At 51.6% G+C, this 22,856-nt stretch carries 21 protein-coding genes; 13 read left to right on the top strand and 8 right to left on the bottom strand.

The genetic code is table 11. The features are described from left to right. Positions 1–8: 8 nt before the first annotated feature. The 8 genes from AOT11_RS18350 (at position 9) to AOT11_RS18385 (ending at position 7,207) form a co-directional block, all read left to right on the top strand. The gene (locus AOT11_RS18350) at positions 9–1,316 is read left to right on the top strand and encodes a D-tagatose-bisphosphate aldolase, class II, non-catalytic subunit (protein WP_017421413.1); all 1,308 of its coding nucleotides are present in this window, start codon (positions 9–11) and stop codon (positions 1,314–1,316) included. Then, the gene (locus tag AOT11_RS18355; RefSeq protein ID WP_026050516.1) at positions 1,316–2,491 is read left to right on the top strand and encodes an AgaS family sugar isomerase; all 1,176 of its coding nucleotides are present in this window, start codon (positions 1,316–1,318) and stop codon (positions 2,489–2,491) included. The genes AOT11_RS18350 and AOT11_RS18355 overlap by 1 nt, the downstream gene beginning before the upstream one ends. An 11-nt stretch (positions 2,492–2,502) precedes the next feature. Next, positions 2,503–2,976, top strand: coding sequence for a PTS N-acetylgalactosamine transporter subunit IIB (agaV, locus tag AOT11_RS18360; RefSeq protein ID WP_011081926.1), 474 nt, complete (start codon positions 2,503–2,505; stop codon positions 2,974–2,976). Positions 2,977–2,992: 16 nt separating this feature from the next. Continuing rightward, positions 2,993–3,769 carry a PTS N-acetylgalactosamine transporter subunit IIC gene (gene agaW, locus AOT11_RS18365; protein ID WP_011081925.1) on the top strand — a complete coding sequence of 259 codons (777 nt, stop codon included), beginning with the start codon at positions 2,993–2,995 and terminating at the stop codon, positions 3,767–3,769. Continuing rightward, positions 3,759–4,643, top strand: a complete 885-nt coding sequence (gene agaE, locus AOT11_RS18370; protein WP_017421416.1) for a PTS N-acetylgalactosamine transporter subunit IID — start codon at positions 3,759–3,761, stop codon at positions 4,641–4,643. The genes agaW and agaE overlap by 11 nt, the downstream gene beginning before the upstream one ends. Positions 4,644–4,723: 80 nt before the next feature. Beyond that, the gene (gene agaF, locus AOT11_RS18375; protein ID WP_011081923.1) at positions 4,724–5,179 is read left to right on the top strand and encodes a PTS galactosamine/N-acetylgalactosamine transporter subunit IIA; all 456 of its coding nucleotides are present in this window, start codon (positions 4,724–4,726) and stop codon (positions 5,177–5,179) included. Then, positions 5,169–6,362 carry an N-acetylglucosamine-6-phosphate deacetylase gene (gene nagA / locus AOT11_RS18380; RefSeq protein WP_017421417.1) on the top strand — a complete coding sequence of 398 codons (1,194 nt, stop codon included), beginning with the start codon at positions 5,169–5,171 and terminating at the stop codon, positions 6,360–6,362. The genes agaF and nagA overlap by 11 nt, the downstream gene beginning before the upstream one ends. Next, on the top strand, positions 6,353–7,207 hold the full coding sequence (locus AOT11_RS18385) for a tagatose bisphosphate family class II aldolase (protein ID WP_011081921.1): 855 nt from the start codon (positions 6,353–6,355) through the stop codon (positions 7,205–7,207). Before nagA ends, AOT11_RS18385 begins: the two co-directional genes overlap by 10 nt. A 266-nt stretch (positions 7,208–7,473) precedes the next feature. Here the strand turns inward: AOT11_RS18385 and AOT11_RS18390 are convergent, their stop codons facing one another. The 7 genes from AOT11_RS18390 to AOT11_RS18420 form a co-directional block, all read right to left on the bottom strand. Continuing rightward, complete coding sequence (locus AOT11_RS18390; RefSeq protein ID WP_017421418.1) at positions 7,474–9,630, bottom strand: TonB-dependent receptor; 2,157 nt, start codon at positions 9,628–9,630, stop codon at positions 7,474–7,476. Between the two features lie 340 nt (positions 9,631–9,970). Further along, complete coding sequence (locus tag AOT11_RS18395) at positions 9,971–10,924, bottom strand: GntR family transcriptional regulator (protein ID WP_026050517.1); 954 nt, start codon at positions 10,922–10,924, stop codon at positions 9,971–9,973. A gap of 168 nt (positions 10,925–11,092) precedes the next feature. Beyond that, positions 11,093–13,090 carry a Fe(3+)-hydroxamate ABC transporter permease FhuB gene (fhuB, locus tag AOT11_RS18400; protein WP_017421420.1) on the bottom strand — a complete coding sequence of 666 codons (1,998 nt, stop codon included), beginning with the start codon at positions 13,088–13,090 and terminating at the stop codon, positions 11,093–11,095. Beyond that, entirely contained in the window at positions 13,087–13,983 is an 897-nt protein-coding gene (locus AOT11_RS18405) for an iron-siderophore ABC transporter substrate-binding protein (protein WP_017421421.1), read from the bottom strand. The genes fhuB and AOT11_RS18405 overlap by 4 nt, the downstream gene beginning before the upstream one ends. Before the next feature lie 17 nt (positions 13,984–14,000). Continuing rightward, complete coding sequence (locus AOT11_RS18410) at positions 14,001–14,768, bottom strand: ABC transporter ATP-binding protein (RefSeq protein ID WP_017421422.1); 768 nt, start codon at positions 14,766–14,768, stop codon at positions 14,001–14,003. Positions 14,769–14,907: 139 nt separating this feature from the next. Beyond that, entirely contained in the window at positions 14,908–15,642 is a 735-nt protein-coding gene (locus AOT11_RS18415; protein ID WP_017421423.1) for a siderophore ferric iron reductase, read from the bottom strand. Positions 15,643–15,845: 203 nt separating this feature from the next. Continuing rightward, on the bottom strand, positions 15,846–16,223 hold the full coding sequence (locus tag AOT11_RS18420) for a hypothetical protein (RefSeq protein ID WP_017421424.1): 378 nt from the start codon (positions 16,221–16,223) through the stop codon (positions 15,846–15,848). Between the two features lie 311 nt (positions 16,224–16,534). Between AOT11_RS18420 and AOT11_RS18425 the strand changes: the two genes are divergently transcribed. Genes AOT11_RS18425 through AOT11_RS18445 form a run of 5 tightly spaced genes read left to right on the top strand, consistent with a single transcriptional unit; the run spans position 16,535 to position 22,147 of the window. After that, positions 16,535–17,671, top strand: coding sequence for an efflux RND transporter periplasmic adaptor subunit (locus AOT11_RS18425; protein WP_026050518.1), 1,137 nt, complete (start codon positions 16,535–16,537; stop codon positions 17,669–17,671). Next, complete coding sequence (locus tag AOT11_RS18430; protein ID WP_017421426.1) at positions 17,664–18,935, top strand: TolC family protein; 1,272 nt, start codon at positions 17,664–17,666, stop codon at positions 18,933–18,935. The genes AOT11_RS18425 and AOT11_RS18430 overlap by 8 nt, the downstream gene beginning before the upstream one ends. Beyond that, positions 18,932–20,146, top strand: coding sequence for an ABC transporter permease (locus AOT11_RS18435; protein ID WP_017421427.1), 1,215 nt, complete (start codon positions 18,932–18,934; stop codon positions 20,144–20,146). Before AOT11_RS18430 ends, AOT11_RS18435 begins: the two co-directional genes overlap by 4 nt. Positions 20,147–20,148: 2 nt before the next feature. After that, complete coding sequence (locus AOT11_RS18440) at positions 20,149–21,432, top strand: ABC transporter permease (protein ID WP_017421428.1); 1,284 nt, start codon at positions 20,149–20,151, stop codon at positions 21,430–21,432. A 22-nt stretch (positions 21,433–21,454) separates the two neighbouring features. Then, positions 21,455–22,147 carry an ABC transporter ATP-binding protein gene (locus tag AOT11_RS18445; protein WP_058666317.1) on the top strand — a complete coding sequence of 231 codons (693 nt, stop codon included), beginning with the start codon at positions 21,455–21,457 and terminating at the stop codon, positions 22,145–22,147. Positions 22,148–22,186: 39 nt separating this feature from the next. On the opposite strand, the gene AOT11_RS18450 is transcribed toward AOT11_RS18445, so the two are convergent. After that, positions 22,187–22,801 carry a 3'-5' exonuclease gene (locus tag AOT11_RS18450; protein WP_017421430.1) on the bottom strand — a complete coding sequence of 205 codons (615 nt, stop codon included), beginning with the start codon at positions 22,799–22,801 and terminating at the stop codon, positions 22,187–22,189. Positions 22,802–22,856 lie beyond the last annotated feature (55 nt).

Below are 22,856 nucleotides of genomic sequence, written 5' to 3' on the forward strand. Positions count from 1 at the left end.
GACCAAACATGAAAACGCTACTTTCTTTAATTCAGCAACACAAACAAGGCCACGCGAAGGGAATTTACTCGGTGTGTTCCGCGCATCCTTTGGTGTTGGAAGCGGCGATAAAACAAGCGGCGCGTGATGGTCAGTTGGTGCTGATTGAAGCAACCTCAAACCAAGTAAACCAGTTTGGCGGCTACACCGGGATGACACCACAAGTGTTTGCCGACTACGTAATGACCTTAGCGGAGCGTTTGAATTTTCCGAAAACGCGTTTGGTGCTGGGGGGAGACCACCTTGGCCCAAACTGTTGGCAGCATCTACCTGCAAGACAAGCGATGGAGTACTCCACGCAACTGATTCACGATTACGTGATGGCGGGTTTTAACAAAATTCATCTCGATTGCTCCATGGCGTGTGAAGGCGATGCCATTCCCCTCAGTGAGCAAGTGATGGCCGAGCGCGCTGCGCAGCTCTGTTTAGTTGCTGAGCAAGCATGGCAAGCGCGTGGTGGCGAAGCGCCTTTGTATGTCGTGGGGACGGAAGTGCCAACCCCGGGCGGCGCGTTGGAATCGCTGCAAGAACACGAGTTGCAAGTGACCAAACCAGGGCAAGCTTTGGCGACGCTGGACGCGCATCACCAAGCGTTCAGTGATTTAGGCTTGGGTTACGTGTGGCCTCGCGTGATTGGTTTGGTGGTGCAGCCAGGGGTGGAGTTTGATCACCACCATGTGCATCACTACCAAAGTGATAAAGCACAAGCCCTGAGCCAGCTTATCGACACTCAGCCGCATTTGGTGTTTGAAGCGCACTCAACCGATTACCAAAATCCGGTGGCTTATCATGAGCTTGTTCGTGATCACTTTGCGATTTTGAAAGTGGGCCCAGCATTAACGTTTGCGTTGCGTGAAGCGCTATTTGCGCTCGATCGCGCTGAAAAAGAGTGGCTGGGTGTTCATCAAGCCTCACACCTACGTGACACCATTGAACAAGTAATGCATGAGCAGCCCAACTATTGGCGTTCTCATTATCAAAGCCAAGGCCATCAACAGTTTCTTGATTGCAATTACAGCTTGAGCGACCGCATTCGCTACTACTGGACACACCCAGCTGTGCAAGCGGCGCAACAAGCGATGTTTACGCACCTTATTTCCCAGCCTCTGCCAACAACGCTGCTGAGCCAATATTTGCCAGCGCAGGCACGAGCGATTGCCCAGAACCAGATTTGTAACCATCCCGCTGACATCATCATTCACAAAATTATGGAGGTCACGCAGCTCTATTCCGACGCGTGTTACCACAATGCAGCGGTATGCAAGGAGACCATCTAATGACGACTTTTTTAGGCTATTCATCCACTTGGCTTGAAGCGCACAACGGCATTCATACCGCGCAAGAGATCAGCCATCAGCCCGCGCTTTGGCGTGCATTGGCGGAGATTCTGCAGCAGCAAGCGCCAAGCATTGAAGCGTTTCTTGCACCGCTGCTGGCACGCCAGGATCTACGCATTATTTTGACGGGCGCGGGCACGTCTGCGTTCGTCGGGGATGCGGCGCTGCCGTTTATTCAAGCCGATCTGCGTTTTCAAGTGGCGTCGATCCCAACGACGGATTTGGTTTCCAACCCTGAACAATATTTGGATCCCACTCGCCCGACGTTACTAGTGTCTTATGCACGCTCTGGTAACAGCCCAGAGAGCGTGGCGGCCGTTGAGCTGGTTGATCAGTTAGTCGACGAGGCTTACCACCTGTTTTTGACCTGCAACGGCGAAGGCGCACTCTCTCGCTATGCTCAGCAAGCCAGCAATGCGTTGTGTGTGTTGATGCCTGAGGGCTCAAATGACAAGAGCTTTGCCATGACATCGAGCTTTAGCTGCATGTTGATGTCGACGTTCGCCCTGCTTGGTGAATTCTCAGCAGAGGCCATTTTCGCCACGGCGGCGTTGTGCGAAAGCAAATTGACGCAATGGCCAGAAGCGGTCAAACAGCTGGCCACGCTGCCTTATGAAAGGCTCATCGTACTTGGCAGTGGCGGTTTTGCGGGTTTGGCGCGCGAAGCATCGCTCAAATCTCTCGAATTGAGCGCAGGCAAAGTGATGACCGCATTTGATTCCTCACTGGGTTTCCGCCATGGGCCAAAATTCACCATTAACGACAAAGCGCTGGTGGTTCAACTGCTGTCCAGTGATGACTACACCCGCCAGTACGACTTGGATCTGCTGCGCGAAATTCGCCGCGACAACCAAGCCCTGCGCCACGTGGCCTTAACGGAAAAACCGTTGAGTGAGGAACACGTCTTCGAGTTAGGGCAGATCGGCCTTGGCGACCGCTGGCTCTGTTTCCCATACATCCTATTTTGCCAAATGTTGGCGTTTGAAAAATCGCTCCAGCTTGGCTTTGGCCCTGACAACCCATGCCCGACAGGGGAAGTGAACCGCGTGGTTCAAGGGGTCACCATTTACCCGTTTCACACCAATCGTCCACAACCATTCACCTCGAATCTATAAGGAAATTGAACATGCCAAATATCGTACTCAGTCGTATTGATGAACGTTTAGTCCACGGCCAAGTCGGCGTGCAATGGGTCGGGTTCGCTGATGCCAATATCGTAGTGGTGGTGAACGATGACGTTGCTCAAGACACCATTCAACAGAACCTGATGGAGATGGTGTTAGCCGATGGCATTGCCATCCGTTTTTGGACGGTGCAGAAAACCATCGACACCATCCACAAAGCGGCCGATCGCCAACGTATTTTGTTGGTGTGCCGTACGCCGAAAGATTTTCGCCAGTTGGTGGAAGGAGGCGTGCCGATCCAAAACATCAACGTTGGCAACATGCATTACGCCGACGGTAAAAAACAGATTTCTAAAACGGTTTCGGTCGATGCCGAAGACGTGGCGGATTTTCAACAACTAAAAGCACTAGGCGTGCGCTGCTCTATTCAGGGCGTCCCAACAGAAAGTGCGACCGATCTCTTTACTCTACTCTGATAAAAGGACATCTATCATGGAAATAGGACTCTTACAGGCATTGTTGCTAGGCATACTTGCCTTTTTGGCCGGTCTTGACCTCTTCAATGGCTTGACTCACTTCCACCGACCTGTGGTTTTGGGTCCTCTCGTTGGTCTGATCTTGGGTGATCTGCAAACCGGTATTTTGGTGGGCGGTACGCTAGAACTGATCTGGATGGGCTTGGCGCCTTTAGCGGGTGCTCAGCCACCAAACGTGATCATCGGTACGATTGTGGGCACCACTTTTGCCATCACCACCAAAGTGGAACCGAACGTGGCTGTTGGCGTGGCGGTACCGTTCGCCGTTGCGGTGCAAATGGGCATCACGTTGCTCTTCTCTGCGATGTCGGCCGTGATGTCGAAGTGTGACGAATACGCACAAAACGCCGACACCGATGGCATTGAACGTGTTAACTACTTCGCGCTTGCTGTGCTTGGCACCTTCTACTTCCTGTGCGCGTTTCTACCTATCTATCTTGGTGCAGAACACGCAGGCACCATGGTTTCTGCCCTACCAAAAGAGCTGATTGATGGCTTGGGTGTGGCAGGTGGCATCATGCCCGCTATCGGTTTTGCGGTACTGATGAAAATCATGATGAAGAATGCCTACATCCCTTACTTCATCTTAGGTTTTGTTGCTGCCGCTTGGCTTGAGCTGCCTATCTTGGCGATCGCTTCTGCGGCCACGGCCATGGCGATTATCGACTTTATGCGCAAATCAGAACCGACTCCTGTGACTGCCCCTGCTGAGGATCTTGAAGATGGAATCTAACGTAATCAAACAAATGGATCTGGACAACGTTAATCCAGACGTAAGACCGGCTCCCGGTGTGGCGGCGGACGAATATGAGAACAAAGAGATTGGCGCTGAGTTGACGAAAGCAGACATCAACCGCATGGCGTGGCGCTCTTTGCTACTGCAAGCCTCGTTCAACTTTGAACGTATGCAAGCGTCTGGTTGGCTTTACGGCTTGTTGCCAGCGTTGAAGAAAATTCACACCAACAAGGCCGATCTCTCCAAAGCGATGCAAGGGCACATGGGCTTCTTTAACACCCACCCATTCCTCGTCACCTTCGTGATGGGCATCGTACTGGCGATGGAGCGTTCAAAACAAAACATCAACAGTATCCAGAGCACCAAAATTGCCGTGGGTGCGCCAATGGGCGGGATCGGCGATGCGATGTTCTGGTTAACCCTGCTGCCGATTTGTGGCGGTATCGGCGCGGACCTTGCGCTACAAGGCTCCATCATGGGTGCGGTGTTCTTCTTCGTCTTGTTTAACGTGGTGCATTTTGGTTTGCGCTTCGGTTTGGCGCACTACGCCTACCGCATGGGTGTGGCGGCGATTCCGATGATCAAAGCCAACACCAAGAAGGTGGGGCATGCCGCTTCCGTGGTCGGTATGACGGTGATTGGTGCGCTGGTGGCCACTTATGTTCGCCTCTCTACCACCGCAGAAATTACCGCCGGTGACGCAGTGGTGAAACTGCAAGCCGATGTGATCGACAAGCTAATGCCGGCCTTCTTACCACTACTTTACACCTTGGCAATGTACGCATTGGTGAAACGTGGTTGGAGCCCACTCAAACTGATTGCCATCACGGTGACATTGGGTGTCGTGGGCCGCTTTATGGGCTTCCTATAAGCGCGGATACATCGCAACAACAACGAAAGATAACGCAGTAAAAACGGGGCTGGTACGCCAGCCCCAAGAAGGAACCAAATATGATAGCGGTAATTTTATCGGGTCACGGCGGGTTTGCCTCTGGCATCGCTCAAGCCATTGCACAAGTGATTGGCGAGCAAGAGCAGTTTCGATTCCTCGATTTCCCAGAGCAGATGACCACGCCTCAGTTGGAAGTGGCTATGCGCCAAGCGATTGAGGAAATCGACAGCGGTGATGGCATTGTTTTTCTCACCGATTTATTGGGCGGCACACCATTTCGTACCGCTTCCTTGCTGAGCCAAGAGCGCGATGACATCGAAGTCGTGACGGGCACCAACATGCAAATGGCCGCCGAAATGTTGCTTGAGCGCGACGAACTGACCTTAACCGCGTTTCGTGAGATGGCGGTGGAATGTGGTCATCGTGGCATCACCTCTTTAGCCGCGGAAATGGCGCTCAAAGCGCAACAAGCCGCCACACAACCGAGTGCAGTGGTAGAAGAAGATGGCATCTGAACAACAACACTATCGCGCTCAGCGAATTCTACACGGTGATCACTGGTTGCAAGACGCCGTGCTCAGTGTGGATTCGCAAGGCAACATCAGCGCGATAGCGGCATATGACCCGCAACAACATCGCACAGTGACCGATTTAGGTGCTGTGAGCCTAATGCCCGGCTTGATCGACAGTCATGTCCATGGCAGTCAAGGGTGCGATGTGATGGACGCAACACATGCCAGTTTAAACACCATGTCGCGATACTTCGCCAGCTTAGGTGTCACCGCTTTTGTGGCCACCACAGTCACCGCGCCAGTGGCCAAGATTCGCGCGGCACTAGCGCAAGTGGCGAAAAGCAAGCAGCAAGGCGTTGAGGGTGCCGAGATCCTCGGTGCGTATTTAGAAGGGCCTTATTTCACCGAGAAGAACAAAGGCGCACACCCAACGCAATGGTTCCGTGAGTTGGCGGTGGAAGAGCTAGATAACTGGATCTCCTACAGCGACAACCAACTGTTTAAAGTGGCACTCGCGCCGGAAAAAGAGGGGGCTACGGCGGCGATTCGCTACTTAGCCAGCCAAGGCATTAGCGTCATGTTGGGCCATACCGACGCCAGCTATCAACAGGTCAAACTCGCGCTGGACGCGGGTGCAAAGGGCATCGTCCATTGTTACAACGGCATGAGAGGTTTACACCATCGCGACCCCGGAGTGGTCGGGGCGGGGTTACTTCACCCTGAGTGCTATGTCGAGATGATCGCCGATGGTCATCATGTGCATCCCGCAGCGATCGAAGTCGCGCACCGCTGCTGTGGCTCACGCATGACCTTAATTACCGATGCCATGTGCGCTACAGGCATGCCCGATGGTCAATACACCTTGGGTGAGTATCAGGTGGAGATGAAACAAGGCGTGGTCACGACTCAAGATGGTGGTCTCGCGGGCAGCACATTAACCCTGATTGAAGGGGTAAAAAATATTCAACGCTGGCTCAATTTGCCGTTTGAGCAAGCGTGGTTGATGGCGTCACACACGCCCGCCAAATCGTTAGGCATTCAACATCGACTAGGCACATTAGAAGTCGGCAAACGCGCTTCAATGGTGGCTTTAGGTTCCGATTTCTCAATTGATAAAACGTGGGTGAATGGCCGTCTGGTGTTTGACGCCGTGGTTTCCCCTCGTCAGGAGGCTTTATGTATCTGATTTCTTCTCGCGAAATGTTAAAACGCGCGCAACTTGGTGGCTATGCGGTTCCTGCCTTCAATATTCATAACCTTGAAACGGTGCAAGTGGTGGTCGAAACCGCATCGGAAATGGGGTCGCCGGTGATTTTAGCTGGCACACCAGGGACTTACGATTACGCGGGTACCGATTACTTGATCAGCATTTGTAAAGAAGCTGCGCACAAGCATTCGATTCCTTTGGTGCTGCATTTGGATCACCATGAAGATTTGCAAGACATCCGCAACAAAGTGGAGCACGGCATTCGCTCGGTGATGATTGATGGTTCACACCATGCGTTTGACCAGAACATCGACATTGTTCGCTCAGTGGTGCAGTACTGCAACCGTTTCGACGCCAGTGTCGAAGCTGAGTTGGGCCGCTTGGGTGGCCAAGAAGACGATTTGATTGTCGACAGCGCCGATGCGTTGATGACGGATCCTGCCTCTGCCGCCGAGTTTGTTCGTCGCACTGGCATTGATTCATTGGCAGTGGCGATTGGCACCGCACACGGTCTCTACAAAGCGGAGCCAAAACTCGACTTCGCCCGTTTGGAAAAAATCCGTTCGGTGGTCGACATTCCATTGGTTTTACACGGTGCCTCTGGTGTGCCAGATGAGATGGTTCGCCGTTGTATTGAGCTTGGTGTATGCAAAGTGAATGTGGCGACTGAGCTGAAAATTGCTTTTGCTGATGCGGTCAAAGGGCACTTCGCCGAACACCCAGATGCAAATGATCCAAGAAAGTACATCACCCCAGGTAAAGCGGCGATGAAACGCGTGGTGATGGATAAAATCCGCATGTGTGGCAGCGAAGGTAAACTGTAATTACCGTTTCACTTTACTAATACTTCCCCCTAATTTGGTATTAGTCGGGCACTGGAAACAGTGCCCTTTTTTACACTGTAAATTTTGTGAGGGGAGAGGGATTTTTGAACAACGTCGAAGCATCAAGGTTCTTGGCATTTCTGAACAAGCGTTGAGTTAAGCGTAATCTGTTTCGGTAGGTTAATCCTGCAGATATTTCGCGGCGGCGGAGACAAAAAACCGCCCATCGAGAGCGGTTCCATCTTTAAACCTAAAACCGACATGTCTTAGAACTTCACTTGGTAGTTGAGCGTGTATGTACGGCCACGGCCTTTGTAGTCGTAAGCGGCGGACTCATAGTGCGCTGAGTAAATCAGCTGCGCGCGTTGACCCCAAGCGGTGGTGTACTCTTTATCCAACAGGTTCTGAATGCCGAAACCTAAGCTACCGACCGGAAGCTGATAGCTGCCCACAAGATCAAACAGGGTGTAGCCGTTGAGCTTGTTGTTGGAGGCATCTTCGTAGTCAAACATGGTTTGGCTTTGCAGTTTAATGTTGAGGTCGGCATCGCTCCAGCCTGCCCAAGCATTGGCTTTCGACGTGCTGGCGTAACCCGCATCGTAATCTTCCCAGCCCTTGTCCCCTTTCACTTCAGAAACCACATAGTGACCAGAAGCACCCAACTGAATGTTGTCATGAACCCAGTAAGAGAGCATCGCTTCTAAACCGTAGACTCGTTTCTTGTCTTCGATTTCTTCAATCAGCAAGGTGCTCTTGTTGTACTTAATGTTCTTATCGGATTGCGAGTAGTACGCCGCAGTTTGCAGATTCACATCGCCACTCTCTAGGCGGTAACCCAACTCGACGCTGTTGGTCTTAATCCCTGACATTTTTGATTGATTGACATTGATGCTATCGTTCAGTTGCCAATGATCACCAACCAGCGTGTAATTCCCCTGACCGTAGTACTTGGCTGGATCGGCAAGATCAAAACCTTGCGAGAAGTTTGCCCAAACTTGCGAGTCGCGGTTGAGGTGGTAGATCGTCCCCAAGTTGAACAGCGCAACGCTGTAATCCGTTTCTCCACCGGGTACCGCATCGGCTGAGGTGCCATTGCCTGCGGCGATCTTCTTCTGTTGGTTGTAACCCACGAAGTCATCGATCTTGTTCAACATGTATTGATAGCGAACACCACCTTCAACGCGCCAATCGTCGGTGATGGCGTAATCGACTTGAGCAAAAGCCGCCACCGAACTTACTTCCACGCCTGGGTAACGGCCCACTTGGGCGTAAGTTTTGTTCACCAAATTGCCAGAGTTGTTCGCGATGGTAGAGTCGTAAAGCGCTTGGTTGCTGTCGAGCTTGTCTTGGTAGGCATCGATGCCATAGACAATATTTAGCTTGTCGAAGCTTTTCGCCAGTGCCGCTTTTAGCGAGATCACATCGGTAATCTGTTGGCCAGAAGATTGGTAATAAGGCGTGTAAGTTTGGTCTTCTTTGCGGTATGAGGCTTCTGCGATGAGCTGCTGGCCAAGAAATTGTTCATCAGCATAAGAGGCGCTCAGCATCATGCGCTTGGTGCCGTGTTCACGGTCAGATTCAAAGCCTTTGCGCACATCCACAAAGTCTCTGCCGACAATGTACAAGCCATATGGCGAGTCTTGCTGGCTATCATAGTATTGCGCTAGAAAGTTCAGCTTTTGCGTCTCAGATACATCAACGCTAACCGTGGTTAAGAAATCGACCGTCTGGTTAAACTGCAGTGAGCCTTGTGAGATATCCGGTGTCACAATGGTACCGCTGGCATCGAAGAAACCTTGTGTTTCGGTGTAAACCACAGAGGTGCGTGCTTGAACTTTTTCATTGCCACCAGAGACAGACTGAGCCACTTTGTAGTCAAAATCTTCGCTGGAGTTAAAGCCAGAAGTCCCGCCCACATACGATTCAAACTCAAGCTCTTCGCTGCGCGCTTTTTTGGTGATGATGTTGATGACACCACCCGATGCGCCAGCGCCATAGATGGATGTGGACCCCGACAACACTTCGATACGATCAACGTTGAACGGATCAATGGAATCAAGATGACGACTGATCGAACGTGAAGATTGCAGAGAAACGCCATCTATCATTACCAGCATCTTACGCCCACGGAGGTTTTGGCCTAGGTTGGTGCGAGCGCCACTGCTAACGTCCAGAGATGGAATTGCCGAAGCCAGAATATCGCCAAGGGTCTTGCCACCGCGGTATTCCTGTTCAATTTTGTCGGACTCGATATACCAAACCGTACCAGGAATGTCGCTGATCGCTTTTGGAGTGCGGCTTGAAACCACCACCATTTTGTCGTTGGTTGAGGTTTCTTGTGCTTGGGCAGTCAATGCAGTACTTGCGGCGATAATCGCAAGTGCCATGGTTGATAGAGGGAACTTCCCTTTACTTGCTGTCATTATTTTCTCTAAGTTTATCCATTATAAAGCGGCACAAATCCACGGTTTGAGCGCGCGAAGGCTTGTTATTGATCGTAAATGAGAATTGTTATTATTGTATTTTTGTTGTGAAAATACAATATGCAAATGCGAATTATTTTCTTTTAACTCAATAACGCTGATGACGATGGGGTTTTTTAGGGAGAGGAGAGAGCGACGAAGAACGAGGGATTAGGTGAGAGGGACAAGGGGCGAGTAGGGAGGAACTAGAAGGGGAGCCTCGTGTTAAGACATTATCCCCTCAGCTAAGTGACTTAAGCTAAGGGGCATGCAGGTTTAAGTTGGCGCACGACCAAACGAGTTAGATGGTGTTGGCGATGCTATTGACCAGCTTTTCCCGCTCCGACAGAGAGAGATGGATAACATTGCTGTAGGTGCGCTGCATGACGCGAATATCATTTTCTAGCAGCTGAGTGAGTTTTTTTGCCGCCTCTTTGTTTTTGCTCTCAAGCACCAGATCGAGGATCTCAATCCGGCGTTGGCAAGATTTAATGACCGACGATTGGATGTGCATAGAGACGAGGTCGGTGGCTTTGCGCATGCGATTATGCTGCTGCATATTGCCCAGTAAAAAACGGTTGCCTGAACAGGCGGCGAGCAGCTCATGAAAGTCCGCGCTTAGGTTGAACAAATCGCTGGCATTGACGGTGTCTGGCTGTTGAATCGCTTGCAGATGGCGCTCGCGACACTGCTGTAACGCATTGAGATCGGCTGACCAACTTGGCTCGAGCAAGCCTGCGGGTTCGAAAATCAGCCGACATCGGTAGCTTTCGGTGTGCCTTTCCAGCGTATTGAGAACGCCGTCGAGGTGCCACTTATAGCCGGGGCTTCGGCGCAAAATGCCATCATTTTCGAGCAAGCGGAGTACGCATTGTATCTCGCCTCGATTGGCGTTGTAGCGCTCTTGAAGCTCCTTTTCTGAAAACGCCGTGGCGATCTCCCCAAAGAAGAGATCCATCAGCAACCTAAGATACAGTTTCTCCTGACGAGATGCTTTATTGTCGGCATTCTCGTTGGTTTGAATGGAGTGAGCATCGATCTGCAACGTGAATCCCTTATTGGGCACAGCTTTAGCGATGCCTAAGGCAGACATGTAGCTGAGTACGGCGCGCATCGGAGTTCTCGATACTTGGAACTGGTTGGCTAATGACGATTCATTCAGGCTGGCGCCGATTTTTGCGTCGTCGGCTTTGAGCTTGCTGACCACTTGATTGAACAAATCTTGCTGAAGTTTGGTGATGGGGGCTTTTTCCATGAGTGACATAGGCTTAGTGTTTTCCCCACATGGTAAACACAAATTTATCTTATGGCCATTTATTGCTTTTTAGTTCCCAAAATACAATTTAAAAAGTCACGCTACAGTGACCGTAGAAGGCGAACGTTAAGCCTTCTACGGTGAGCGATTTTTTTCATTTGAGGAAGATTAACGCCTCATCAGATAAAGGAAGTAGCCACCTCCAATCAAAGAGGCCAAGAGACCAGCGGGGAATTGCCATGGGAACCAAAGGGTTCGCCCAATCCAGTCCGCCGAGACCATAATGGTCGCCCCCAATAGTGCTGCGGTGAGCATCTGTGGTCTTGCTTGGTATTGATGCAGTGAGCGCGCCATATGCGGAGCCAATAGGCCAACAAAGCTTAGTGGGCCAATCACAATGGTGCACAACGTGGTGAGTGCGGCCACCAGTAGTAACAGCACCAACCTGACCAGCGTGGCATTCATGCCGATGCTGTTGGCGGTGATTTCTCCTAGGCCGATTAACGCTATCCAGCGGCTTAGTGACAAGGCGATGCCACCCACCAAAGCTACGCCAATGGCGAGCAACACAACGTCACTGCTGGCCACTAAGTAGGTGGAACCCGACAACCAAGTGAGCAGAGCGGAGGCATTGTCGTGTCCTGAGCTCATGGCGACTCTGAGCAGGGCATCCAAACCGGCGCTTAAGGCAATGCCGGTCAACAAGGTTTGTGTCGGAGCGAAGTGATGCTTTCTCCCCATGAACCACACCACTGCTGCCACCGAGACCGCACCCAGCGTACCCAACAACATTTGCTGCTCTCTACCCACGGCAATACCAAATAGCGAACCGAGTACAAGGGCGAGCGCCGCGCCAGAGCTGATTCCCAATACTTCTGGGCTAGCCATGGGGTTGCCGGAGATGCGCTGGATAATGGTGCCAGCAAAGGCCAGCCCTATCCCGGCGATCAGCGCAACCAGCAGACGTGGTGCACGCAGCTCAAAGAGCGATTGAGTGAGGCCAAAGCTCCAGCCAAATTGGTTTTTACCCAACAAGAGCGCGAATAGAGAAACGATGGAAAGCACCAATGCCAGCGCGGTTAGCACGTATCGAGCGTTAACCCGTTTATAGTGTTCGATGTGTTCAGAGCGTGCTTTCAGATCGGACTGGAGTTTACTTCGTTGCAACAGCCACAACAAAAATGGTGCACCGATTAAGGCCGTCATGGCGCCGGTAGGTAGCAGTTCACCCCCCACACCAGAGAAAGGTTGGATCAGCAAATCGACGATAAGCAGAATCGCGCTGCCAATCACGCCGCTGGTAAGAATTTGCTTCGCCAGCGTTCGAGCGCCGAGCATTCTCGCTATTGCGGGCGCAACGATGCCGACAAACCCTATCAAACCGACTTCGCTGACCACCGCAGCAGTAATGAAGATGGCGAATGATAAGCACAACAGTTTAATTTGCTTGATGTTAACGCCTAACGAAGTGGCGACATGGTCACCAAACTGCAGTGCAGACAATGGCCGTTGCAGCAGTAAAAGCAACATCGTCGGGATCAAAACCAAAGGCAACAGCATTTGCGTGCTCGACCAGTCGTTTTGGTTGAGCACACCCGCTCCCCACACAAAAATGCTGGTCAGGCGCTGCTCATTGAGCATCAAGAGCATGGTGTTGAGTGAGCCCAAAAACAGACTCACCACCATGCCCGCAAGCACCATGTGTAAGGGCGAAAACCCTCTAGCCGCGCTCAAGACAAACACCAGCCCAGTGGCTAGGCAACCGCCGATAAACGCGGGTACAAAACCAGGTATCGCCAAGTTCGCCGGGAGCAATAAAATTCCCAATACCATCCCCAGTTCAGCGCCCGCCGCGACGCCTAATGTGGTTGGTGAGGCAATCGGGTTACGTAACACAAATTGCATCACACACCCAGCCACCGCCAAAGCAAACCCGCAAATAATGGCAACGCTCAGCCTCGGCAAATAGGTTAAATGCGTAATGAGATGCTGATAATTCGACGCATCAAAATGGAAGAGAGTGTTCCAAATCAGGCCAATACCTTGGGAATAGGGTGCGGTGAGTTGCAGCAGTAAACCAATAAGTAAAACCGCCGCGCTCAATAACGCTGCGGTTTTAAAAGGAAATCGCCCTTTGGCCGGGGCTGTGATGTTTAAGGTATTCATTTTGGCTGGGTGAGTTGTCCAGTCATGTGATCACTCAATCGTTGCGCGGCCAGCAATCCACCAAAGGTCCAAATGGCAGGAAGTTCGTAAACAGAATCGGTGCGGCTAAATTCCATGGCTTGCCAAAGCGGAGACTGCGTCAGCTGCTGGCGTTCTTCCTGGCTCAAAGGGCCAAAAATCATCACATTTGCTTTTTGATGTTCCGCCAGTTTTTCTGTTCCGGTGGTGGTGAAACCCCAAAGATTGGTGGGTTCCTGCCAATCGTTTTTGAGCCCCATCGCATTGAGGGTGTCTTGAGCCAAAGAGCCTTCACTGTGAATACGCAGGGTTTTGTTGTTAATAAAACGAGCAAACAGCAAGGGCTTGTCGGCTTTTCCGGCTGAGGTGATTTTTGCCCCGTTGGCCGCAAGACGCTGGTCAGTTTGCGCAATCACTTGCTCCGCTTGCTGCTCTTTATCGAACAGCTTGCCGAGTGAGCGAGTAATGCGTTTGGCCGATTCCAACGGTTGCTTTTCTTCGCTGTAGACGCTGTAAACCAGAACCGGCGCAATCTTACTGAGTGGCTCATAAGCGGCCGCGAGATGCTTGCTGATTAAGATCACATCGGGCTGGATGTTGCTCAGTAGCTCTAAGTTAGGCTCTCGGCGTGAACCGACATCAATCGCATCGGCGTTTAGATGGGGTTCGGCCACCCATTGTTGGTAGCCGCTAATGTTTGCCACGCCTTCAAGTTCAACGCCTAAGCTGAGTACGGTTTCGGTGAGCACCCAATCGAGTGCCACCACTTTCTTTGGCGTGGTTTCAAAAGAAGCGGTGCCCATTTCATGGGGGATGTCGAGAGCATAGCTGTTGAATGCCAAGGCTGCAGAGAGCATCAAGATGATTTTTTTCACAACAGATTCCTTCTGATTTAAGGGATGTAACTGATCGGTTTGCCCGTTTTGGGGTGAGCGAATAACGCGAGCTCCATACCATAGATTTTCATCAATGTTTCTGGCGTCATTAACGCTTGAGGGGCGCCTTCTGCAATCACTTTTCCGGAGTGGAGAGCAACAAGGTGATCGCTAAACTTGGCCGCCATATTGACGTCGTGTAGCACCATGATCACGGTTAAGCCCATGGATTGATTGAGCTCGCGGATCAACGCTAACAGCTCATGTTGATGCGCCACATCCAAGGCGGAAGTCGGTTCGTCGAGCAAAATGCACTGGCTTTGTTGTGCGAGCAGCATCGCGACCCAAGCGCGTTGTCGTTCCCCGCCGGACAAGGTGGCAACGAAGCGTTGAGCAAACGCCGTTAAGCCCACTTTTTCAATGGCTTCATCGACAATCGCATAGTCTTCTTTGCCATAACGACCAAAGGCCCCTTTCCACGGATAGCGCCCAAAGCAGACCAGCTCACGAACCGTCACTCCGTCTGTGATGGGGGGATGTTGGGGAAGGTAGGCCACTTGATGGGCAAACGCTAAGCTGGTGAGCGAAGCGATTGGCTGTTGGTTAAACAGAACTTGCCCCTGCGTTGGCGCGTTTTGCCGACTCAGCAATTTAATTAAGGTCGATTTACCACACCCATTGTGACCAAGCAGTGTAGTGACTTTCCCCGATGCAAACGTGAGATTGGTCGGAGAGAGGATCACCTTATCGTCGATTTCGAACGACGCATCGACAAGTTGATACATAAGCGAAATAGGAAGTTAGTTATTGGCTACGAGCCGTTCACTTTAGCATGTGGAAATTGCAATGAGAATTATTTTCACAATCAATCTCTCTATCATTGGATATGTAACGCACCGTTGATGCGGATGATCGCGCTTCACGTTATTCGCGTTTGTTATCTGGATGTCTCGGGCAGTCACGACACAGCTTTCGCCCTTGGCATTTGTAGACTAAACAGCAACTGGTGCGCACCAAGCAAAGCTGTCGTGATGTTTCATCGTAGCGAAGAGAGTGGATAAGCTTTTCAGGCAACTGGCAGGCTGCAAGCCACAGCCGCGCGTGTTCAAGGAAATAGTCGCCCGAAAGGGCGGGATAAAACTGGCTAAGTTTCACCAAACAGCCGAATACGCCATCCGCAAACAAGTGTTGGGTAAAACCGGGGCGGATGCGGGTCCAGAGACTCATCTCCTGGCGGAAGTAGTCGAAGAGCGCGCAGAGTTCTTTGCCTGCATGGGCAATCAATTCTTGCTCGCTGCCTTGACGATATTCATGGTCGTCAAATTGATAGCCACTGACGAACCGTGGTTGAACGTGTTGGCCTATGGATGAAAGCTTTGGCAACCCTTGGCAAGAGTAGATGGCAATAAACGCCACATACAGCGGTTGCCAGCAGAGCAGCGTCCAAGTGCGCGTCAGCCAATAGGCCGCCCCAGCTTCGGGATGCGCGAGTTTGAGGCTTTCATACAGCGCGCGGATAGGCTCGGAACTCGCGTGATCGATATGGATAAACCCATGCTCGGCGCAGACTTCTGGCGGCGGTTTGATCGCGCCATGCAGATAAGGGGTGACGTGTTGTGAGTGTTCGAACAGATGCTCAAAAAACGAATGGCCACTCATGTTGTTGTGCTTATGCCGTGAAAGGGTGAGGCAAGAATAAAGAAACTGTGCCGTTATTACAATTGATTCTCATTTAAATAATTGATTGGGATGTCTGATGCGAAACCGCCAACCTTTGACGACAAAAAAGCGCTAGCCACGCAAGGGGGCTAACGCTTTCAATCAAACTGAGCACGATGAACCATCATGCACTGCGTGTTGAGTTATTCGTCAATTTCGCAATCGGTGCAGCTTTGCAGTGCGATTTCGTGTTCGAAAACCACCATCTCTTTGCCATCGGCGAGTAGCTCAGCGATTTCATCCGCGACTTCTTGCTCGTCTTCTGCTTCCACTTGGTCTGCCAGTTCTTCGTCTGAATAGCCGTAGAAGTTCAGCAATAAGTAGTCACGCGCTTCTTCTTTTGTGCACGTTACGTTCACAGAAAGATCCGCTTCAACGTTTTCTTGCGCGATGATTTCAGCCATTTGAGCAATAACATCTTCTTTCATTGCTGCCGTTAACCAACCCAGATCCGTGCTTACTGTGGTCTTTTTGCAGTCAAAACAAGGAAGTTGATGAAAGTAGTATTGAAAATCAGTCATAGGTCATTTCTTCTTTGAGTGTTGATAGCAAGATTATGCGTGTTTTTTGACAAATTACTATCTCAATCAATGTGGGCGGGGATATTACCGATGTCGATCGGCCAAGCTGAATGTTGCTACTGCGTCCATAACTTGCTTTTTTATCCGAAGTTACAATGAATTTCGTAATTTTTCTGCATAAGTTTTTGTCAATTCCCTCTGACATAGCAATACCAAATCTGACAATGTCCAGACATTAAAGCCGATATGATTCCTGCAACTTTGTGTATGAGGTGTAGTCATTCGACTACCTAATAATGGCTGGAATCATAATGACGAAACGTTGGCTTGTCTCTGCTGTGAGCGTAGCGCTGCTCGGCGGTGGTGCGTATTTCTATCTGCAATCTTCGGCGGAGCCGGACGCTTTTCCCACGCTTGTGGTGACAACGGGCACCATTGAAAAACAGGCGGTGGCGGTCGGCAAAATTGTTCCAGCGCATTCCGTGTCAATTAAGTCGCAAATTGATGGTATCGTCGGGGAAATTTACGCGAAAGTGGGTGAAAAGGTCACGCAAGGTCAACCGCTGATCAAAGTGCGTCCAAACCCGACCCCTCAAGCCCTAACGGATGCCTCGGCGGCGTTAATGCGCAGCGAAGCTGATCTCGAATCCGCCAAGCAAAAACTCACCAACCTAGAAAGTTTGGTGAAGCAAAATATCATCCCGAAAAACTACGATGAGTATGTCAGTGCGCGCTCGACGGTCAAATCCGCCCAAGCGGATGTGCTGCAAAAACGGCAAAATCTCGAACTGATCCGCAGCGGTGAGGCCTCTATTGGTGATGCGCGCTTAACCTCCACGATCTACGCGCCCATTGATGGCACGGTGCTCAACCAAAAAGTGGAAGTTGGCGAGCCGATCATTTCCACGCAATCGAGTCAGGCCGCGACCGAAATGATGTCGTTAGCCGACATGAACAATTTGATCTTTAAAGGCAGCGTCAGTGAGCATGATGCGGCGCAGCTCTCCCCGGGGATGCCCGTTATGCTCACCGTTGCTCCCTATCCAGATGTGGCGATTTCTGGTGTGCTCACCAAAGTGGCGATTCAATCAGAGAATCTTAACTCGCCAGAAGGTAATGCCTCTGCCAAGAGTTTTGATAACGGTTTTGAAGTTGAAGTAGGGCAGCTCAACATTCCAAGCGAAGTCTTGTTGCGCTCGGGGTTCTCGTCAACGGCGAAAATCACGCTGAAGAAATCTGAAAACGTCTTAACGCTGCCAGAGCGCGCATTGCAGTTTGAAGGCGATGCACCTCATGTGCTGATCCCAGATAGCTCCGAACAAGGTTTCCACGCGCAGCCTGTGCAGTTGGGGCTCTCTGATGGCATTCACGTTGAAGTGCTGGATGGCGTGGCGTTGGATGAAGAAATCATCGACAACAGCATGATGATGGGAGGCGCGCATGGTTAACAAGCAACTATCGAAAATCGGCTTGGCCGTGCTGGCGGCGACGCTGAGTGTACCCAGCCATGCCATCTCCATTGAGCAAGCCTGGCAGCAAGCTAAGCAAAACGATCCGAATTACGAAAAAGCCAAGATTGGCGTGCAACTGGGCCAAGCGGGCGTGGACAGCAGCCGCAGTGCGTTGTTGCCGGATCTCAGCGCCAGCGCCTCACTCAATTGGAGTGAATCGGCTAACAGCTCCAACAGTTATGGTGCAACCTTATCGCAAACCATTTGGGACAGCAGTTTGTGGTCGAGCTTAGATCAAGCAAAAGCCAACTACCTGAAATCGGAGCTGGAATTGTCTCAAGCGCACAATGAACTCGCGCAGAAACTGCTCGCTGCCTATTTGGATCTCGCCAGTGCGCAAGGCGACTTGGTGTTGGCGCAAACCAAGCTGGATGAGGGCAACAAACTGTTGCAAATCATCGAGAAGCGCTATCAAGCGGGTAAGGTCAAATCGGTGGACGTGGAAGAGATGCGCGCGACGCAAGTCTCTGAGCAAGCGACGATTCTCAATGCCCAAGCGGATCTTGAAGTGAAAAGAGCGGAACTGGCGGCACTGATCAACCAAGTGCCAGAGAGCGTGGATCAAATTCGCACCGACACTCTGATTCAACCGCCGATGCTGGTGACCTCTCAGGCGCAGTGGCTCAAGTTAGCCAAAGACAGTAGCCCAGAGCTGCTGGTGGCGGCGCAAATGGTCAAAGCCAGTGAGTTCGCAAAGCAGTCCGCCAAAGGGGGCTATTACCCGACCCTCAGAGGCAGTGTGGGTTACAGCGATGGTGATCAACGCTCCAACGGCGAGTTTAATGCGGGCCTGACGTTGAGTGTGCCGATTGATCTCAACGGCTCGGTGAGGAGCAAAGTTGATGAAGCGTCGTTGAACATATTGAGCGCCAAACAAGAGATGCGCCGAGTCGAAATCGACATCCAAAAGCGCGTGATTCAGCAATTTACTCAGGTTGAGATCAACTGGAACCAAGTGTTGATTGCCAACGAGCTGGTGGCCTCTCGCGGTAACGTATTGGCCAGCAAAGAGAAACTCTATGATGCAGGTTTGTTGGAAGTCTCCGATGTGATCAGCGCGCACAATAGCTTGTTTGAGGCTAAACACAGCCTGCAAACCAATTTGTACAACTACTGGCGCCAGCGAATCGCGTTGCTGCAAACCGCGGGTAAGCTCGATGACGATATCATGGCCCTCATCTCCCGAGCTTTTCATTCATGAGCGCGTTATTGCAACAAACATGGCAAACGTTGATGGCGCACCGCATGAAAAGCGTGTTGGCCATGATTGCCATTGCTTGGGGGGTGATCTCCGTGGTGGTGCTGATCGCCCTCGGTGAGGGATTTTATCGTCACCAAACTCAGCAGTTGTCGTTTTTGGTGAACAACGTGCAAGTCGCTTTTCCATCCAGCACCAGCAAGCCGTGGCATGGCCTTCCTTCGCGACGCCAAGTTCAGCTCTCGCAAGATCACGTCGATATGATCACACAATCGGGCTTTGTGAAAGCGGCCTCAAGTGTGTACGCCAAATCGGACGCCAGAGTCACCAATCAGCGCGGGCAAAACTTGATGAGTAACGTCAGCGGGATAGATTCCTCTTACTTGTCTCTATTGCAACTCAAATTGATGCCCGGCTCTCGCTATTTGTCGCCCAGCGATATTCGCAACCATAGCCGTGTGGCAGTGCTGGGGAATCAAATCGCGCAAATGGGAGGAATCCAAATCGGTGACACGCTCAACGTGAATGGCATTCCTTTTTTGATCATTGGCATCACCGCCAGTGAGGATATGGGCATTTCATTTGGTGAAAGCCGCAGTGTACTTATTCCGCAAACCACCTTCCGCGATTTGTGGAATGCCAAACCGGAGATGATCATGCTCAAGCCGATGGATGGCATGGATGGCGCGTCATTTCGACAAGCGATTGTTCAATTTTACGCTAAGCAACTGCATTTTGACCCGAGCGATAAAGAGGCGATCAACTTGCCCGATTTCAGCGAAGGCGCAGCACTGATCACCGCGATTTTCCGTGGCATTCAGATCTTCCTTGGTGCAAGTGGTGCCATGACCATGGCGGTGGGCGCCTTGGGAGTGGCCAACATCATGTTCCTTTCAGTGACGGAACGTACGCGAGAAATTGGGGTGCGTTTGGCCATTGGCGCGACGCAAAAATCGATACTCAGCCAGTTTATTCTGGAAGGATTGTTCTTAGTGGCGGTGGGGACGGCGCTTGGATTGCTGGTGGCCTATTTGGTGGTGGGGTTACTGAGATCCATCGCGCTACCTGATTGGTTAGGTTTTCCGGTGATAACGGGCGATTCCATTGTCTGGTCTTTGCTTGTGACCTTGATTTTGGCGCTGTTGGCGTCGTATTTCCCCGCAAGACGAGCTTCACGCCTCACGCCCGTGATTGCGTTAAGTGCGAGGGCGTAACCATGCTGCTACCGATGAGACAAATCTTTCAAGAAATGGCCGCAGAGAAGCTGCGACTGGGCTTGACCATTCTTGCCGTGGCATGGGCAACGCTGTGTATTGCGGCGATGTTGGCGGTGGGGGAAGGCATTCGTCAGGGCGTGTTGAGAACTGCGCAAAATGGCAACGGCAACCTGATTTATTTAACAGGCGGGATGGCCAGTATCGATCACGGCGCATTCCATCAAGGCAAATTTCTGACTCTGAAAATCGAGGATGTGGGTGTGGTTCAAGCCTTGCCAGAGGTGAAAAGCGTTGCGCCAACCGCGCGATGGAATGAGCCGATTACCGTGGGTGACCGCGGTTCATGGCAACAGCCGTTAGCCGTGACTACCGAATTCGCCGCAATGACCAAACTTGCGCCTAGAGAGGGTGGGCGCTGGTTCAATCCACTCGATCAAAAACAGATGCGCAAAGTGGTGGTGCTGGGTTACTCCTTGGCGGCGGATCTGTTCAACCCTGTGGAAGATTTCAGTTGGTTCGCGCCAGTGACCTTACAAGTCGACCCTGTCGGCCAAAAAGTCAAAATTGGCAGTGAAGTGTTCACCGTGATTGGGGTGTTGAAAAAGAACAGTGCCGAGATCGAACAAGGCGATTTGATCAACTACTCAAGCTTTGTCCCGCTGGCGACTTGGAAGCGATTCCATGCCAATGGCGAGATTGGCGGCATTAATGTCGAGCCACAAGCACACGCCAACCGCATTCAACTGGCGCAGACCATTCGCCAAGTGATTGCACGCAAACACGGCGCGAGCGTCAGTGATGAGCAAGTGGTGCAAGTGGATGACATGTTCCTCAAACAAAAAAGCATGCAGCAGTTCTTGATTGGCCTGCAAAGCTTCCTTGGCATTATTGGTTTCGTCACCCTAGCGGTGGCGGGTGTCGGCATTGCCAACGTGATGTACGCCACGGTGAAGCGCTCGACGCGAGACATTGGCGTGCGCATGGCCGTTGGTGCCACGCCCACCGCGATTCGTTTGCATTATTTGGTGCAATCGTTAATGACCATGATGCTCGGCGGTGTTCTGGGCTTGAGCGTGACGTACGCGCTGGTTTCGGCCATCAGCGCCATCAATCTCGATGGCAACGTCTTTTATGAAGATCTTGGCAAGCCTGTGCCAGAGCTGTCATGGATGGTGGTGACGATTGTGATCACCACCTTGGTGATCATCGGTGTGGCCTCGGCTTGGTTGCCAGCCAACCGAGCGGCCAAAGTGAGCCCATTGGAGGCGTTACAAAGTGAATAATAAGCAAGATTGTGGAGAGAAAATGTCGAACACGCCGCTGGTTGAACTAACCAACATCTGCAAATTTTACGCCAGTGGCGAGGCGGAAGTGCGTGCGCTAGACGGCGTTGACCTCACCATTCACCAAGGCGAGTTTTTGTCCATTTTGGGGCCGTCGGGCTCTGGCAAATCAACGCTAATGAACATGCTCGGCTGCCTCGACAAACCCACCGAGGGCGAATATCAACTCGGTGGCCAGAACGTTGCGAGTTTAAGTGCCAACGAGCTGGCAAGTATTCGCAATCAGAAGATCGGTTTTGTCTTTCAAAGCTTCAACCTGCTGGAATACGCCACTGCGCTAGATAACGTGGCCTTGCCGCTGGTGTACTCTGGCATCAAAGCCAAAGAGCGCCGCCAGCGCGCGGCCAAATTGTTAGAGCAGGTGGGGCTGGGGGATAGGCTAGACCACAAACCAAACCAGCTTTCCGGCGGCCAAAAACAGAGGGTGGCGATTGCCAGAGCCTTGGTGAACGATCCGCAAATCATTCTTGCCGATGAACCGACCGGCGCGCTGGATTCGAAATCGGGCGCGGAGATTGAAGCGCTGTTTAATCAACTCCACGCCGAAGGCAGAACGCTCATCATTGTGACGCACGACAACGCTTTAGCCGAGCGCACCAAACGTATCATCACCATTAAAGATGGCAAGGTAATCTCAGACAGAGCGCCGAGCTAGCACCGGGATCTCGGAAAGGAAAGCTTGAATCGCCGCGCGTTATGCGCGGCTTTTTGCCAGTAGCTGAGCCACTTTGCCTTTGGTGGTTTTACTCACGGTTTGCATAAATTGAAAGCTTGGGTTGGCGATACCTGAGTGCTGTAACTCTTCCACCATCAGTAGCCACAATTTGGCCGTCATTTGAGCATCGGCTAACGCTCGGTGAAATACGCCGTCGTTGTCGATGTTTTTATAACGAACCAACTCACCAAGCTTGTGTGATGGCGCGTCTTGGATAAGCCGCCTTGCCACTAATAAAGAACACGCGAACTCGCCAGAATAGCCACAGTGGATTCGTTCAAGCTCTGCATCCAGAAAGCGTTTATCGAATGAGGCGTTGTGCGCAATCAGGTTTTCACCCGCGATAAACTCACTAAATGATGCCATTACCTCATCGCAACTGGGCGCGCTGCGCAGCATGTTATTGGTAATGCCGGTGTAGCTTTCAATAAAGGAACTGACCCGAAAGCCAGGGTTCATCAACTGCTGGAACGTCTCCACCACCTCGCCATTCACCAGTTTTACCGCACCAATTTCTATCGCGCGATCCCCCAAGTTCGGTGAGAGACCAGTGGTTTCAAAGTCGAGTACGACAACGGAATTGGCTTGAGGCATAAGGATTTCCAACTAAACAATAACGCGCAGAGTATCTGCGAAAGTGGTGAAAAAG

Origin of the sequence: Vibrio vulnificus NBRC 15645 = ATCC 27562, from assembly GCF_002224265.1 — a bacterium.
In the GTDB taxonomy this organism is placed as follows: domain Bacteria; phylum Pseudomonadota; class Gammaproteobacteria; order Enterobacterales; family Vibrionaceae; genus Vibrio; species Vibrio vulnificus.